The sequence below is a fragment of the Streptomyces sp. NPDC058620 genome (assembly GCF_042717135.1).
Classification (GTDB): domain Bacteria; phylum Actinomycetota; class Actinomycetes; order Streptomycetales; family Streptomycetaceae; genus Streptomyces.
Map to the genome: position 1 here is coordinate 41,411 of NZ_JBHXQO010000021.1, position 15,703 is coordinate 57,113.

Below are 15,703 nucleotides of genomic sequence, written 5' to 3' on the forward strand. Positions count from 1 at the left end.
CGCGCTCTGTCAGTGCGCGATGCCGTCGATCAGCTCTCGCGCGCCCTGGCGTAGCAGGGCGACGGCGACGGATGTGCCGAGGGTTGCGGGGTCGAGGCGGCCGGCCCACTCGTGGGCGTTCAGAACCGTCTTCCCGTCGGGGGTGAAGACCTTCGCTCGCAGCGAGAGTTCACCGTTTCCCTCGACCTGGGCGTACCCGGCGATGGGCGAGTTGCAGTGTCCTTGCAGGACGTGGAGGAACATGCGCTCGGCCGTCGTCTCGCGGTGCGTGTCGGGGTCGCCGAGCGCACTCACGAGGTCGATGAGCTCGGTGTCGTCTTCTCGGCACTGAAGGGCGAGTACGCCGGCTCCGATCGGCGGGCACATGACCTCGGGCGACAGGATCTCGGTGATCACGTCGGTGCGGCCGATGCGCTCCAGGCCGGAGGCGGCCAGGAGCAGCGCGTCGGCCTCACCGGCGGCGAGTTTTTCCAGGCGGCGGTTGGCATTGCCGCGCATCGGTACGCATTCGAGGTGCGGGTGGGAGGCGGCGAGCTGGGCGATGCGCCGTACGGACGAGGTGCCGATCCGGGTCCCGGACGGGAGCTGGTCGAGGTGCAGGCCGTCCGGGTGGATGAGGGCGTCCCGGATGTCGTCGCGTTCGAGGAACGCGGCGAAGGTCGTGCCGGCGGGCAGGGGCCGGTCGGCGGGGATGTCCTTTACGCAGTGCACCGCGAGGTCCGCCTCCCCGGCGAGCAGCGCCTGGTCGACCTCTTTGGTGAACGCGCCCTTGCCTTCGACCAGGGCCAGGTCGCCCATCCACTTGTCGCCGGTCGTCTTCACGGCGACGACCTCGGTGCGGATGTCGGGGTGGAGCGCGGCCAGTTCGGCGCGGACACGCTCCACCTGGGCGAGCGCCATGGGCGAGTCGCGGGACACGATGCGAATGAGATCTGCGGCCATGACGTCCACGATAGACCGTCAGATACCGGATCCGGCGACCCGCTCTGATGCCCATGTCGTGGCGGTTCAAGGCAAGTTGACGTGACCAGGCAACTGTTCGAGGAAAGCGTCGACGCGGGGCTGGTGGCCGGGAGCCACCTGGGTCGCGGCAGGTTCTCATCCACGGGTGTCCGCCAGGTGGGTGGCTACCCGCTCGGCGGCGAACGTGAGGATGCTGTCCGCGCCGGCCCGCTTTTCCGCGCCGGCCCGCTTGAGCATCGCGGTGTACTCCGTCATGCCTCGGTTCCCGGTGCGCGCGGGGCGGGCCATTCCCCTGCTGTGGAGTACGCGACTTCCAGCAGTGACGGTGGCGGGCCTGGCTGGGATTCGGTTGGCGAACCGGCCGCTTCGCCACGGCGCGGCCCGGCGCCCAACGCCACGGGAGCCGATGTCGCGGGAGGCGGTGTACCGCGTACGGAGTACGGCGGGGGAGCCGCGTACCTCTGAGGGAGGCCGGGTACTTCCCCCTGGCGGCCTCTTTCGGAGTGCTGCCTCCCGCTTAGGGTCGGGGTATGGACTCCCCAACTTCCCGGTGGCGGCCCCGGCTGCCACGCAAGCGCGGCCGATGGGCCGCGGGCCTCGCCGCGCTCGTCGTGCTCGCGGGTGGCGGCACGTGGACCGCGGTTGCCGACGACAGCGGTCCCGCCGTGCAGCGCGAGGACCGGATGCTGCGGCTGGACGGGGTGCCGATCGACACCTCGTACTTCACGGCCGGGGGTTCGGAGCGCCGGCCCGCCGTGCTCATCGGGCACGGCTTCGGCGGCAGCAAGGCCGATGCGCGGGCCCAGGCCCAGAAGCTGGCGGCCGACGGATACGCCGTCATGACCTGGTCGGCCCGCGGGTTCGGGAAGACCGGCGGGGAGATCTCGCTCAACGCACCCGACGCCGAGGTCAAGGACGTGTCCGGGCTCATCGACTGGCTGGCCGGCCGGCCCGAGGTGGAGCTCGACGGCAAGGGCGACCCCCGGGTCGGCCTCACCGGGGTCTCCTACGGAGGCGCCGTCTCGCTACTCGCCGCCGGGCACGACAAGCGGGTCGACGCCGTCGCACCGGTGATCACCTACTGGAATCTGGCCGATGCGCTGTTCCCGGACGGCGTCTTCAAGAAGCTCTGGGCCGGGATCTTCGTCACCACAGGCGGCGGCTGCCGGCAGCTGGAGAAGCAGCTCTGCGAGATGTACGAGCGGGTCGCCGTCAGCGGGAAGCCCGACGCCGCCGCGCGTGAGCTGCTGACCGAGCGCTCCCCGGTCGCCGTCGCCGACCGCATCAAGGTGCCCGCACTGATCGTCCAGGGCCAGTCGGACTCCCTCTTCCCGCTCGACCACGCCGACGCCATGGCGAAGGCCATCAGCGGCAACGGCGCGCCCGTCTCCGTCGACTGGATCGCGGGCGGGCACGACGGCGGCGACGCGGAGGGGGACCGGATCACGAGCCGGGTCGGCTCGTGGTTCGACCGGTACCTGAAGGAGGACAAGGGCGCCGACACGGGCCCCGCCTTCCGCGTCACCCGTACCGGCGGCATCGACTCCACCGACGGGGCCGCCCAGCAGCGGGGCGCGAGCAGTGACGGCTATCCGGGGCTGAGGAGTGAGGGCGAGAAGATCGCGCTCACCGGGGGCGAACAGACCTTCCACAACCCCGCCGGGGCCAGTCCGCCCGCGATCTCGGCCGTGCCGGGACTCGGCGGCGGACTCTCACAGCTGTCCTCCTTCGGCGTCGGGCTCTCGCTCGACTTCCCCGGGCAGTACGCCCGGTTCGACTCCAGGCCGCTCGCCGAATCCGTACGCGTCACCGGGGCACCCACCGTCCGCGTGAACGTCACGGCCGACAGCGGAAGCGGCGGCGGCGACGCCGTGCTGTTCGGCAAGGTCTACGACGTATCGCCCGACGGGAAGCAGCAGGTGCTGCCCTCCCAGCTCGTCACCGCCCACCGGATCACGCCCGCGCAGCAGGGCAGGCCCATCGAGCTGACCCTCCCGGCCGTCGACCACGAGCTCGACTCCGGACACCGGCTCCGCCTCGTCCTGTCCGCCACCGACCTCGGCTACGCCTCCCCGGCCGCCCCCGCCACGTACACCGCCTCGCTCGAAGGCCCGCTGAACCTCCCCACCGCACCGGAGGTCAGGACCGCGTCGACGGCGCTGCCCTGGTGGACCTGGGGACTTCCGGCCGCGGCCGTCGTGATCGCCGCGGCGCTCCTGCTCTCCGCACGCCGCCGCACCGCGACCCCGGCACCCGACCCGGCGCTCGCCGACGTACCGCTCCAGATCACCGGCCTGTCGAAGAAGTACGCCAAGTCCGCCGACAGGTACGCCGTCCGGGAGCTGTCCTTCCGGGTGGAGAAGGGGCAGGTGCTGGGACTCCTCGGGCCGAACGGCGCCGGGAAGACCACCACCCTGCGCATGCTCATGGGGCTCATCACGCCCGACGACGGCGACATCCGCGTCTTCGGGCATGCCATCCGGCCGGGCGCGCCCGTGCTCTCCCGGGTCGGCTCGTTCGTCGAAGGGGCCGGCTTCCTGCCGCACCTGTCGGGGCGCGCCAACCTGGAGCTGTACTGGCAGGCCACCGGGCGGCCCGCCGAGGACTCGCACATCGAGGAAGCCCTGGAGATCGCCGGGCTCGGTGACGCCCTCGCCCGCGCCGTACGGACGTACTCGCAGGGCATGCGGCAGCGGCTCGCCATCGCCCAGGCCATGCTCGGAATGCCGGACCTCCTCATCCTCGACGAGCCGACCAACGGCCTCGACCCGCCCCAGATCCGCGAGATGCGCGACGTGATGATCCGGTACGCGGCCGGGGGACGGACCGTCATCGTCTCCAGCCACCTCCTCTCCGAGGTCGAACAGTCCTGCACCCATCTCGTCGTCATGGACCGGGGCCGGCTCGTGCAGGCCGGACCCGTCGCCGAGATCACCGGTTCCGGCGACATGCTGCTCGTCACCACCGCGCGGGAGGTCACCGAACCGCTCGTCGAGAAGATCGCCGCACTCCCGGGGATCGGATCGGCGGTGCGTACGGGCGACGGGCTCGGCCTGCTCGTCCGGCTCGACGGTGCCACCTCCTCCGAGCTGATCACCGAACTGGTTCGACTGGACCTGCCGCTGACGGGCGTCGGCCCGCACCGCCGCCTGGAGGACGCGTTCCTCACCCTGATCTCCGGAGGCTCCGCATGAGTGCCGCAGTCGATGTGACACACGCCCCCGAGGCACCCGGCTACCGGGCCCGCCGCACGCTCCCGCTGCGTGTCGAGGCGATGCGGCAGCTGCGCAGGCGCCGCACCCTGCTCATGGGCGGGGTGCTGGCCGCCCTGCCGTTCATCCTGATCATCGCCTTCGCGATCGGCGGCACCCCGGACGGCGGACCGGGCGGCGGTGAACGGCTCACCCTGATGGACACCGCGACGGCCTCCGCCGCGAACTTCGCCGCGACCTGCCTGTTCGTCTCGGCCGGTTTCCTGCTGGTGGTGCCGGTGGCCCTGTTCTGCGGGGACACCGTCGCCTCCGAGGCCAGCTGGTCCTCCCTGCGCTACCTGCTCGCGGCGCCCGTGCCACGGACCCGGCTGCTGTGGAGCAAGCTCGTCGTCGCGCTCGGCTTCAGCCTGGCCGCCATGGTGCTGCTGCCGGTGGTCGCCCTCGCGGCGGGAGCCGCGGCGTACGGCTGGGGGCCGCTGGAACTCCCCACCGGCGGGGCACTCGCCACCGGGGACACGGTGCCGCGTCTCGCACTCGTGGTGGCGTTCGTCTTCGTCTCCCAACTGGTCACCGCCGCACTGGCGTTCTGGCTGTCGACGAAGACCGACGCACCCCTGGGCGCGGTCGGCGGAGCCGTCGGCCTCACCATCGTCGGCAATGTCCTGGACGCCGTCACCGCACTCGGCACCTGGCGTGAGTTCCTGCCCGCGCACTGGCAGTTCGCCTGGGCGGACGCGCTTCAGCCGGATCTGGAGTGGGGCGGCATGGCCAAGGGCGCCGCGGTGTCCGTCACCTATGCCCTGATCCTGTTCGCCCTCGCCTTCCGTGGCTTCAGTCGTAAGGACATCGTGTCCTGACGTCGACATTCCGTGCCGATTCCGCCCGCCGTTGCCGCATCGAGACTGATCCGCAACTCGTTCGTCTGCTTTTTCGCCCCTGCCGGTACGTCACATTCACAGATGTCGACGACGTGGGGGGTACCGATGCAACGCGGGACAGCGAAGTACAGCGGGGCGCTCGCGCTGCTGCTGGCGGGCGGAATGCTGCTCACCGGCTGCGGCGCGGGGTCGGACGGGGCGGCCTCCGCGGACCGTAGGACCGGTGCCGGCGGTTCGTACGGCGGGGCGCCGGCCCCTGCCGCGACCGCGCCCGGCGGGGCGGCGGACGAGGTCCGTCCGGAACAGCGGGAGGAAGCGGGCCGCGAGGTGGCGACGCCGGACTACCTGTCGACGTTCGCCCTGGACGTGGACACGGCCAGCTACGGCTATGCGCGCCGCACCCTGGGCGAGGGGCGGCTGCCCGGACCGGAGACCGTGCGGCCCGAGGAGTTCGTCAACAGCTTCCGCCAGGGCTACCAGAGGCCCGAGGACAACGGTTTCTCGGTGACCGTCGACGGTGCACGGGCCGGGGGCGAGGCCGGCGACTGGTCGCTCGTCCGGGTCGGGCTGGCCACCAAGGCCGCCACCGGCCAGAGCGGACGCCCTCCCGCCGCACTCACCTTCGTCGTCGACATCTCCGGGTCGATGGCCGAGCCGGGCCGCCTGGACCTGGCGAAGAAATCCCTGGGCATCCTCACCGACGAACTGCGCGACGACGACTCCGTCTCCCTGGTCACCTTCAGCGACCAGGCCGAGACCCGCCTCCCGATGACCCGCCTCCAGGGCAACCGCACCAAGGTCCGGGACATCGTCGAGGCCATGGAACCGCAGGACTCCACCAATGTGGACGCCGGCATCAGGCGCGGTTACGACGAGGCCGTCGAGGGACACCGCAAGGGCGCCAGCAACCGGGTCGTGCTGCTGTCCGACGCGCTCGCCAACACCGGGGAGACGGAGGCCGACGCGATCCTCGAACGCATCGACTCCTCCCGCCGCGAGTACGGCATCACCCTCTTCGGCGTGGGCGTCGGCAGCGACTACGGCGACGAGCTGATGGAGCGCCTCACCAACAAGGGCGACGGCCACACCACCTACATCTCCGACGAGACGCAGGCCCGCAAGGTCTTCGTCGACCAGTTGCCCGCCCATGTCCAACTGCGGGCCCGCGATGCCAAGGCACAGGTGGCCTTCGACCGCGAGACCGTCCAGCAGTTCCGGCTCATCGGCTACGAGAACCGCAAGGTCGCCGACGAGGACTTCCGCGACGACAGCGTGGACGGCGGCGAGATCGGCCCCGGCCACACGGTGACGGCGCTCTATGCCGTACGCCTCCGCGACGGCGCGTCCGGACACGTGGCGACCGCGACCGTGCGCTGGCAGGACCCGAAGACCCGGAAGGCCCACGAGGAGACCGGATCGGTGGAGACCGGTGAGATCGACGGTCCGCTGTGGGGCGGCGACAACAGCCGGCTCCAGGTGACGGCCGTGGCCGCCTACTTCGCCGACGTGCTGCGCGGCGGAAGCGTGCCCGGCACCCCGGAGCTCGGTGAACTCTCCGCCAGGGCAAAGAAACTGGCGGCTGCCACCGAGGACAGCTCCGTGTCGAAGCTGGCCACGGCGATCGAACAGGCCGACGCGATCACGGGCGGTGATGACGCACCGTACGAGGGCCAGGGGGAGGGCGAGGTCGGCTGAGAAGCCGTCACGAAGCGGCGGGCGGCGTTCCGTAGCGCCCTGCGGAAAGGCCGCGCGCCGCACGCACTTGCACGTCATGATGGGCGCCATGTTCTCCTCCTTCATGATGGCCGCCGTGCTCACCACAGGCCTCTACGCCGGCTTCATGCTGACCTTCCTGTTCGCGATCATGCCCGGGCTCGGCGCGCTGCCGGACGGCATGTTCACGGCCGCGATGCGCCGGTTCAACGAGAAGGTGCCGGGACCGGGCTTCCTGGTCGTCTTCCTGGGCGTGATCGTCTTCCCGGCCGCCGCGCTCCTCACGTCCGGCGAGCGCGGGGACGGCGAGCGGCTGCTCGCCGCGGGTGCGCTGGCCTGCTCGGTCATCAGCCACGCGATCACGATCATCGGGAACATTCCGTTGAACAACGCGCTGGCCGCCTCCGAGGGTGGTGACGACAAGGCGGCCAGGGCGGCGTTCGAGCCCCGCTGGAACCGCCTCCACCGGGTCCGCACCGTATTCTCCTTCGCCTCGTTCGCCCTGCTGGCCGCGGTGGCTCTGTAGCCCGACGCCGGTCCGCGAGCGGCCCGGGCCCGTGCGGGACAAGGGGCAGGGTGATCAGCCGGGTATCGCTCTCCTGGGATCGGCCGGAGCCATGTCCCGTGCGATCTCGCGGGCGATGCGACCGAAGAGTTCGATCGCCCGGCTGCCACCGCCGGACCGCCACATCAAGCTGTACCCAAGGGGGTTGTCTCCCTCCACCGGGACGTAGGAGATACCGGGCCTGCCGTGGTACAGCGCGATATGGGCCCCTGCCAGTAAGGCCCCCTTGCCGCCCGCGACGAGCGTCAGCGCCTCCTGGAAGTTGGTGACGGACGGGCCCCGCCCGATCGGCCTGCCGCTGGGTGTGCGCGTCGGCAGCTGATGCTCCAGCCAGTACTCCGGAATGTCTCCCGCGATCGTCAGCAACGGCACGCCGGCCAGGTCCTCGAGCGTCACCGTGTCCCGTACGGCCAGGGGATGCCCGGCGGCGACTGCCAGCACCCTGTCCTCCACGAGGAGCGTCGGTCCGCGGGTCAGGTCGTCCTCATGCACCGGGAAATCCGTCAGCTGGAGGTCGAAGTCGCCTTTGCGCAACATTCCGTACGGGTCGGAGAGCGGCACCTCGCACACCTCGACGTCGAGTTCGGGATGGGTGGTGCGCAGCTTCTCGGTCGCCTTCATCACCATCTCACCGGCCAGGGGTGTCGAGAATCCGACGTGCAGGACTCCCTCGATGCCACGTGCCGACGCGACGGCACGCGCAAGGGCGTCCTCGATGCCGCGGTAGTGGGGTTCGAGGTCGTCACGGAGACGGCTGCCCAGACCGGTGAGGGCCACACTGCGGCTCGTGCGCGTGAACAGAGGCGCACCTACGCGGCGTTCCAGTTTCTGGATGAGCTGACTCACCCGGGCGCGGGAGAGGCGCAGGCGGGCGGCTGTCCGGCCGAAGTGCAGCTCCTCGGCGAGTACGAGAAAGCAATCGAGTTCGTTCTGGTCCATGGGGTCTCCGGAATCGCGCGGGCCACGGATCGGTAAGCCTGGCTGTCCGAACGTTGCGATCATCGCTGTTGTTCCCGTCCGGGGCGTGGCGAAAGCTTGAGGCATCACCAACACCCACCACTCCGGAAGGGGTTCATCGTCATGAGTGCCTTGAGTACGTCGAGCGGGCTGGACACGCGCAAGTGGGGTGTCCTGCTCGTGCTGTGCGGCGCGATCTTCCTTGAAGGCATCGATGTCGCCATGCTCAATGTGGCGCTGCCGTCGATCCGCGCCGACCTCGGACTCTCCACCGGTGACCTGCAGTGGGTCATGAGCGCCTACGTACTCGGTTACGGCGGCTTCATGCTCCTCGGCGGGCGGGCGGCCGACCTGTTCGGACGCCGTCAGATGTTCGTCTTCTGGCTCACTGTCTTCCTGCTGTTCTCCGGGCTCGGCGGATTCGCCACCGAAGGGTGGATGCTGATCGTCGCCCGGTTCGTCACGGGCGTCGCCGCGGCCTTCATGACCCCGGCGGGTCTGTCCATCATCACCACGGGCTTCGCCGAAGGGCCGGAGCGGAACAAGGCGTTGCTCCTGTACTCGGGCACCGCCGCGGGAGGCTTCACGGTCGGGCTGGTCGCCGGTGGGCTGCTTACCGCCATCGGCTGGCGCTGGGTCTTCTTCGCCCCGGTCGTGCTCTCCTTCCTCATCCTCGTCGCCGCCCTCGCCTTCGTCCCCAAGTCGGAGCGCCCGGACAGAACAGGAAAGCGCGTCGACGCCGCAGGCGCGCTCACCGTCACCGCTGCCCTCGTGCTGATCGTGCTGGGCGTCGAGCGTGCGGCCCACGCCGGGATCACCTCGAGCGCCGGCACCCTGCTGGCCGGGCTGGCGTTCCTCGCGGCCTTCCTCGTCATCGAACGGCGCTCCGCCGAGCCCCTGGTGCGCCTGGGGATCTTCCGCAACCGCTCCCTGGTGCGGGCGAACCTTTCGGCGATGCTGTTCGCCGCCGGGTTCTTCGGCTTCCAGTTTCTGGTGGTGCTGTATCTCCAGGAACTGCGCGGCTGGTCGACGCTGCAGACGAGCTTCGCCATGCTGGTCATCGGGGTCGACGCGATTCTCTCGCCGACCCTCACCCCACGGCTGGTCAACCGCTTCGGCAACGCCAAGGTGATCTTCGGGGGGCTCCTGCTGGCGGTGCTCTCCTACGGACTGTTCCTCCCGTTGGGAGCGGACTGGAGCTACGCGGCGATGTTCCCGAGCCTGATCATCCTCGGCCTCGCGTTCTCCCTGGCGTACGGCCCGCTCACCATCGTGGCCACGGACGGGATCGCGGAGGAGGAGCAGGGGCTCGCGGGGGGTCTGCTCTACACCGCCTTCCAGTTCGGTGCCGCCCTCGGGCTCTCCGCGGTCACCGCGGTCAGCGTGGCCGCCACGCACGGGGAGACTCCTGCCGCGCTGCTGGACGGATACCGGACCGGTCTGCTCGTCCCGTTCGCGGCAGCCGTCCTCGCCGCCGCCATCAGCGCGTTCGGGTTGCGCTCCCGTCGGGGCGCCGCGCACTCCGCCTCGGTGGACGCCGTCGCCGGACGTACCGACATCCCCGTCTCCCACTGATTCCCGAAAGGACGGACTCATGGCCGACACCGTCAGCGAGTTCTCCGAGATCCAGGACTCCTTCCTCGACTACATCCGCGACATCAAGTACGCGACCATGGTCACGGTCGACCGTCAGCACCGCCCGCGCGCCCGCGTGCTGCTGCCCGTGTGGGAGATCGTCGACGGCGAGCCGGTCGGCTGGCTCGCCGCGTACCGGACCCCGGTCAAGAGCGCGCACCTCGCGGGCAACCCCCACACGACGTACTCGTACTGGAATCCCCGTCAGAACGCGGTCTTCGTGGACAGTGTCTCCACCTGGGCCGACGACGAGGAGGCCAAGCTTCACGCGTGGGACGTGTACCAGCGGGGCGGCCCGCCGGGTGTGGGCTACGACCCGATCCACTACTGGCGTGGAGGGCCCGACGATCCCGGCTACCACGTACTGCGGATCGATCCCTGGCGCATACAGCTCGTCCGCGGTTCCGATCTGCGCAGCACGCTGTGGCGGAAGCAGGACCAGGCTGCTGCTGAATTCGTCGCCTGAACCCCCGTGGGACGTAGGGACGGCCTCGCTCCGGCGGAGCCGTCCCCACGTCCCGAAGTCCCGTCAGGAGGCGTCCGGCCGAGAGACGTCGGGGCGCCCGGGATGCCGGGGCCCCAGCAGGACGGTGAGGCCCGCCCTGCCGGGCACCGGCGCGGGGACCTGGTGCCAGCCGGCCCGTCGGTAGAAGCGCAGGGCATCCTGCGCCCGCGAGGCCCTCGAAACGGTCCAGCGCGCGGGAGGGATCGTCGTCATGCCCGGTACCTCCACCGGACCCACGGGTACCGGGACCAAGGGCTTCAACCAGGACACGGCGGGCGTCGCCGGAGCCGCCGAGCCGAACGACAGGTTCGGTGGGGCCGCCGCCTTCGTCGACGGCGACAAGGACGGGCGCGCGGAGCTCGCGGTGGGTGCCCCGGGCGAGGACGAGGGCGCGGGCGCCCTCTGGTTCTTCCCGGCCACCACGGCCGGCACCACGGTCACGGGCTCGTCGGCCATCAACAACGCGACGCTCGGAACGGTCGCCGTGAAGGCGGCCCTGGGGGCGTCCTTCGGCCGCTGACGGCGGCGCGGTAGCGGAATCGAACCGTGGCGAGCGACCGGCTCCGTCGCTCCCCACGGTTCGTTTCGCGCGAGGTGCCGCGCGGCGCGCCGACCCCTTCGTCCCGGACCGGTCGCTCAGGCGGACTGCTCCGGGGCGATCTCCTCGATGAGGTTCTCGACGAGCTTCTTGATCTCGTCGCGGATCGGCCGTACGGACTCGACCCCCTGGCCCGCGGGGTCCTCCAGCGTCCAGTCGAGATACCGCTTGCCCGGGAAGACGGGGCAGGTGTCGCCGCAGCCCATGGTGATGCAGACGTCCGATGCCCTGACCGCGTCGACGGTCAGGATCTTCGGCGTCTCGGCGGTGATGTCGATGCCGACCTCACGCATGGCCTCGACGGCGGCGGGGTTGACCTGGCCGGCCGGAGCGGAACCGGCGGAGCGGACCTCGACCCGGTCACCGGCCAGGTGCGACAGCCAGGCTGCGGCCATCTGCGAGCGGCCGGCGTTGTGGACACAGACGAACAGCACGGACGGCTTCTCGGACATGGGAGGGCTCTCTCGTCTCACGGCGGGATCGGGCGCGCCCCATGGCGGGATCAGGCGCGCCCCATGGCGGATCAGGCCCAGGTGATATCAGCACCTGGTGGTGTCAGTCACCATTGATGTGACAGTATCAGTCCATGATGACGTCAGTCGACACTGAACTGATCCGGGTGCTGGCCGATCCGCTCAGGCTCAAGATCGTGAACCTGCTGGCCCGCGAAACGCTCTGCACCACGCACCTGGTCGAGGAGACCGGTGCCAAGCAGACCAACCTCTCCAACCATCTGAGAGTGCTGCGTGAGGCCGGTGTGGTGGAGACCGAGCCCTGCGGCCGCTTCACCTACTACAGGCTGCGCCCGGACGTCATCGCCCAGCTCGCCGGCCAGTTCGCCGACCTGGCCGATTCCGCTCGTTCCGCTGCCGAGAACAAGAGGGCCTGTCCGTGACCCCCACCCAAGCGACCGCGCCGCCCGAGCAGCCCTCGGTCGTCGCGAAGCTTTCGACCCTCGACCGCTTCCTCGCCGTATGGATTCTGCTCGCCATGGGCCTCGGCCTGGGGCTCGGCCGGCTGATCCCGGGGCTGAACGACGCCCTGGCGAAGGTCGAGATCGGCGGAATCTCCCTGCCCATCGCCGTCGGCCTGCTGATCATGATGTACCCGGTCCTCGCCAAGGTCCGCTACGACAAGCTCGACGCCGTCACCGGTGACCGCAGGCTGATGATCTCCTCGCTGGTCATCAACTGGATCCTCGGCCCGGCGCTCATGTTCGCGCTCGCGTGGATCTTCCTCCCGGACCTCCCCGAGTACCGCACCGGCCTGATCATCGTCGGCCTGGCCCGCTGCATCGCCATGGTCATCATCTGGAACGACCTCGCGTGCGGCGACCGCGAGGCGGCGGCCGTCCTCGTGGCACTCAACTCCGTCTTCCAGGTCATCGCGTTCGGCGTACTGGGCTGGTTCTACCTCGACCTGCTGCCCGGCTGGCTCGGCCTCGGCGAGGGCGAACACCTCGACATCTCCATGTGGAAGATCGCGCTCAACGTCGTCATCTTCCTGGGTGTCCCGCTGGTGGCGGGCTTCCTGACCCGCCGCTTCGGCGAGAAGAAGATGGGCCGCGAGTCCTACGAGGCCGCGTTCCTCCCGAAGATCGGCCCCTGGGCCCTCTACGGCCTGCTCTTCACGATCGTCATCCTCTTCGCGCTCCAGGGGAAGACCATCACGTCCCAGCCGGTGGACGTCGTACGGATCGCGCTTCCGCTGCTCGTCTACTTCGCCGTGATGTGGTTCGGCACGTTCCTGCTCGGCAAGGCCATCGGTCTGAACTACGACCGCACGGCGACGCTCGCCTTCACAGCGGCGGGAAACAACTTCGAGCTGGCCATCGCGGTGGCCATCGCCACCTTCGGCGTGACGTCCGGCCAGGCGCTCTCCGGCGTCGTCGGCCCGCTCATCGAGGTCCCGGTCCTGGTCGCGCTCGTCTACGTGTCCCTGGCCTGGCGCAAGAAGTTCACGACCCCGGCCTGATGAGCACGGCTCAAGGGTGATCGGCGGCGGCCAGGCGGGCCTGGCCGCCGCGGACGGGCGGACGGACGGCCGACGCGGATCAGCCCTCGATCGCACCGAGCTGTCGCATCAGCCCGAGGTCGTCGAAGTTCCACCAGCCTTCCGCGAGCCTGCCGCCTTCGCAGCGGAAGGTCGCGTGGCCGGTCCCCGAGACCTCCCGGCCGGTGGGCTCCATGCCCTGGTAGGCGCCCACGTGACGCCCCTTGAAGGACAGTCGTGCGCACACCAGGTCCCCCTCGGCGGTCAGGCTCTCGATCGTGGCCTCCGGTTCGAACGCCTCGAGGATCTTCCGGTTCTCGACCTTGGTCTGCGCGAGCCCCACGTCGTACGAAGACAGCGACGGGTCGTGCTCCCGGTAGCCGGCGGTGCACATCGCGTCCATCGCTTCGATGTTCCTCGCGTTGATCACGTCGTCGAAGAACCCGCGGACCACGATCTTGTTCAGCTGTTCGTCCCGCACGACGTCGAGGTCCGTGAACGACGGCTCGCCCTCGCACAGGGCCACCATCTCCCGGAATATCCGGTCGGTCTCCGGCAGGTGCGAGTTCTTCTGCGCCTCCTCGTACGAGGGGAACTCCACGATCTCCACCACGTGTGTGGCGTCGGCGCGGTCACGTCCCACGATCGAGTGTGTGGCTGTCCGCCTGCCCTGTGTCGCATCGACCCAGTCGTCCATCAACCTGTTCAACTCTTCGGCCCTGCTCGTTTTGCAGTCGATGACCTGCACGAATGTCATGACGCCTCCCATTGATCGGAGAGTTCTGATCGGAGAGCTTCGAGCCCTTTCAGGATATGTCCGGCCCGGGTTGCACGACGTGTTGGCAGACCGCTGGGCACGGGCCTGCGCGCGGGTCAGGAAAGGGAGCTGACGACCTCGCGCACCTCGGTCGCCACGGAGTCCGGCAGCGGCGCGTAGTGGATCGAGTGCAGCTGTTCCTGGCCCTCCTCGCTCGCGGTGTAGGTGAGGAAGGACTTGAGCGCCGGGAGGCTGTCGGCCCGATTGCCCGTGTCGCAGACGATCTCGTACGTCACCAGGACGATCGGGTACGCGCCTTCGGCGGACGTTTCGTAGTCGAACCGCAGCGTCAGGTCCTTCCCCGTACCGGCGATCTTCGCCTCCGCGATGCCCACCGAAGCGCTGGTCGTACTCGGCGCGACCGGTTCCGCGGCTCCCGTGGCGATGCGTACGGTGTCGATCTTCCGCTTGACGGCGAAGGACAGCTCGAAGTAGCCGATCGCGCCATCGGTCCGGATCACCGTCGAGGAGACCTCGTCCGATCCGCTGGCCGACTCGCCGCCCCGGGCCTGCCACTTCTTGCCCGCGGGATACGGCCACCTGGTGGGCGCGGCGCCCTTGAGATAGGCGTTCAGGTTCTGCGTGGTGCCCGAGTCGTCCGTACGGTGGAACGGGACCACGGCCAGGTCCGGCAGCTTCTTACCGGGGTTGAGGCGCTGGATCGAGGGGTCGTTCCACCGGGTGATCCGGGAATCGAATATCCGGGCGAGGGTCGGAGCGTCCAGGACCAGGCCGGTCACCCCGGGCACGTTGTATCCGATCGCGATGGGACCGCCGACCATGGGCAGATCGATGGCCTGCCCGCCGGAGCACACCTCCCTGGTGCCCTCCACGTCCTCCGGGCTCAGCGCCTCGTCCGTACCCCCGAACGCGCTCGCTCCCCGCTGGAACTGGGCGACACCCGCCCCCGACCCGAGCGGGTTGTAGACGAGCTGCACCTCGGGGCAGGCGAGTTGGTACTGCTGCATCCAGCGGCTCATCGCATTCTGCTGAGCCGTGGACCCCGACCCGCGCACCTGACCGCCCTCGGCGCACGCGATGTCCGGCACGGGCTCCTTCGGCGCCGCCGCGTCATCGGCCCCGTGGCTGCCGCAGCCCGCGAGGAGCAGCGCCCCCACGACCACGGAGGCCGCCGCCCGCCCCCGGCCCGCCCGTCCCACACGTCGGAACTGCACGCTGTTCCCCCTCGTGACACCCACGGACGAAGGGCCGCGCCTCGTACCACCGCCGACCCACTGCGTAGATGCTTGCCGGGTATGGAGAGGCCGTAGGTGGCACGGGGACGAACAACAGACGTCGCCCCGGCGATGTTTAGGTAAGTCGCCTCCTGCGTAAGCGAGTTGGCCGACCCCGCCGTGCCGCCGGGGTCGCTCGGCGCGGCTTTACGTCCTCTCTGCGCCGGACTCGCCAGCGTGCCCCTGGCTCACAAAAAGGCCCTCCCGGAGGAGGGCCTGGCATGGGCTGGACGGAAGAGTGCCCCCGGCAGGACTCGAACCTGCGGCCAAGCGCTTAGAAGGCGCCTGCCTCTCGGCCTCTGTCACATACTCCGCAGACTTGCCCCGATGTCCGTGGTCCGAGCGGCGACGGCCCGCTCGATACCGATGCGGCGTTCGATGTGGAGAGCTCCGGTCGTGCCGGAAGGGGCGAGCCATTCGCTCGCCCACGGATTTACTGATGAGCCCCGCAGGGTGCCCCTTTCCCTGACAGGCCAGTGATGCGTCTGCCCTCGAGGGCATTGAGTGACGGCCTGGGGTTGTCACCAGGGCGTGCCGCAGGCGAAAAGGCATCGCGTCAAGATCTCCTGGAGGCCATGCCACCGGGGCGTCGTTCCGCTGCGATATCCATGTCTTCGAACATCTCGGCAGCCG

General features: G+C 69.9%; 15 protein-coding genes. 9 read left to right on the forward strand and 6 right to left on the reverse strand.

Annotated elements, in window-relative coordinates; genetic code table 11:
• Window positions 1–9 precede the first annotated feature (9 nt).
• Window positions 10–942 carry a hydroxymethylbilane synthase gene (gene hemC / locus ACFWSK_RS20605; protein WP_383788077.1) on the reverse strand — a complete coding sequence of 311 codons (933 nt, stop codon included), beginning with the start codon at window positions 940–942 and terminating at the stop codon, window positions 10–12.
• A 551-nt stretch (window positions 943–1,493) separates the two neighbouring features.
• On the opposite strand from hemC, the gene ACFWSK_RS20610 reads away from it, so the two are divergent.
• From ACFWSK_RS20610 to ACFWSK_RS20625, 4 genes are all read left to right on the forward strand, one after another.
• Entirely contained in the window at window positions 1,494–4,157 is a 2,664-nt protein-coding gene (locus tag ACFWSK_RS20610) for an alpha/beta fold hydrolase (RefSeq protein WP_383788080.1), read from the forward strand.
• Window positions 4,154–5,032, forward strand: coding sequence for an ABC transporter permease (locus ACFWSK_RS20615; protein ID WP_383788082.1), 879 nt, complete (start codon window positions 4,154–4,156; stop codon window positions 5,030–5,032). Before ACFWSK_RS20610 ends, ACFWSK_RS20615 begins: the two co-directional genes overlap by 4 nt.
• A gap of 126 nt (window positions 5,033–5,158) precedes the next feature.
• The gene (locus ACFWSK_RS20620) at window positions 5,159–6,748 is read left to right on the forward strand and encodes a von Willebrand factor type A domain-containing protein (protein ID WP_383788084.1); all 1,590 of its coding nucleotides are present in this window, start codon (window positions 5,159–5,161) and stop codon (window positions 6,746–6,748) included.
• A gap of 88 nt (window positions 6,749–6,836) precedes the next feature.
• Complete coding sequence (locus ACFWSK_RS20625; protein ID WP_383788087.1) at window positions 6,837–7,292, forward strand: DUF1772 domain-containing protein; 456 nt, start codon at window positions 6,837–6,839, stop codon at window positions 7,290–7,292.
• Window positions 7,293–7,346: 54 nt separating this feature from the next.
• On the opposite strand, the gene ACFWSK_RS20630 is transcribed toward ACFWSK_RS20625, so the two are convergent.
• Complete coding sequence (locus tag ACFWSK_RS20630) at window positions 7,347–8,270, reverse strand: LysR family transcriptional regulator (protein ID WP_383788089.1); 924 nt, start codon at window positions 8,268–8,270, stop codon at window positions 7,347–7,349.
• 141 nt (window positions 8,271–8,411) lie between these two features.
• On the opposite strand from ACFWSK_RS20630, the gene ACFWSK_RS20635 reads away from it, so the two are divergent.
• The gene (locus ACFWSK_RS20635; protein ID WP_383788092.1) at window positions 8,412–9,863 is read left to right on the forward strand and encodes an MFS transporter; all 1,452 of its coding nucleotides are present in this window, start codon (window positions 8,412–8,414) and stop codon (window positions 9,861–9,863) included.
• A 19-nt stretch (window positions 9,864–9,882) separates the two neighbouring features.
• On the forward strand, window positions 9,883–10,389 hold the full coding sequence (locus ACFWSK_RS20640; protein ID WP_383788094.1) for a pyridoxamine 5'-phosphate oxidase family protein: 507 nt from the start codon (window positions 9,883–9,885) through the stop codon (window positions 10,387–10,389).
• A gap of 63 nt (window positions 10,390–10,452) precedes the next feature.
• Here ACFWSK_RS20640 and ACFWSK_RS20645 read toward each other — a convergent pair whose 3' ends face one another.
• Window positions 10,453–10,641 carry a hypothetical protein gene (locus tag ACFWSK_RS20645; RefSeq protein ID WP_383788096.1) on the reverse strand — a complete coding sequence of 63 codons (189 nt, stop codon included), beginning with the start codon at window positions 10,639–10,641 and terminating at the stop codon, window positions 10,453–10,455.
• Between ACFWSK_RS20645 and ACFWSK_RS20650 the strand changes: the two genes are divergently transcribed.
• Window positions 10,640–10,948, forward strand: coding sequence for an FG-GAP repeat protein (locus ACFWSK_RS20650; protein ID WP_383788099.1), 309 nt, complete (start codon window positions 10,640–10,642; stop codon window positions 10,946–10,948). The two genes, ACFWSK_RS20645 and ACFWSK_RS20650, sit on opposite strands and share 2 nt — an antisense overlap.
• 116 nt (window positions 10,949–11,064) lie before the next feature.
• Here ACFWSK_RS20650 and ACFWSK_RS20655 read toward each other — a convergent pair whose 3' ends face one another.
• The gene (locus tag ACFWSK_RS20655) at window positions 11,065–11,478 is read right to left on the reverse strand and encodes an arsenate reductase ArsC (protein WP_383788102.1); all 414 of its coding nucleotides are present in this window, start codon (window positions 11,476–11,478) and stop codon (window positions 11,065–11,067) included.
• Window positions 11,479–11,612: 134 nt separating this feature from the next.
• Here ACFWSK_RS20655 and ACFWSK_RS20660 point away from each other — a divergent pair, with 134 nt between their 5' ends.
• Window positions 11,613–11,921, forward strand: coding sequence for an ArsR/SmtB family transcription factor (locus ACFWSK_RS20660; RefSeq protein ID WP_383788105.1), 309 nt, complete (start codon window positions 11,613–11,615; stop codon window positions 11,919–11,921).
• The gene (arsB, locus tag ACFWSK_RS20665) at window positions 11,918–13,000 is read left to right on the forward strand and encodes an ACR3 family arsenite efflux transporter (RefSeq protein ID WP_383788108.1); all 1,083 of its coding nucleotides are present in this window, start codon (window positions 11,918–11,920) and stop codon (window positions 12,998–13,000) included. The genes ACFWSK_RS20660 and arsB overlap by 4 nt, the downstream gene beginning before the upstream one ends.
• Before the next feature lie 79 nt (window positions 13,001–13,079).
• Here the strand turns inward: arsB and ACFWSK_RS20670 are convergent, their stop codons facing one another.
• Window positions 13,080–13,775, reverse strand: coding sequence for an ester cyclase (locus ACFWSK_RS20670; protein ID WP_383788111.1), 696 nt, complete (start codon window positions 13,773–13,775; stop codon window positions 13,080–13,082).
• A gap of 116 nt (window positions 13,776–13,891) precedes the next feature.
• Window positions 13,892–15,010 (reverse strand): phosphate ABC transporter substrate-binding protein PstS, encoded by a 1,119-nt coding sequence (gene pstS, locus ACFWSK_RS20675; protein ID WP_383788114.1) that lies wholly within the window; start codon window positions 15,008–15,010, stop codon window positions 13,892–13,894.
• Window positions 15,011–15,703 lie beyond the last annotated feature (693 nt).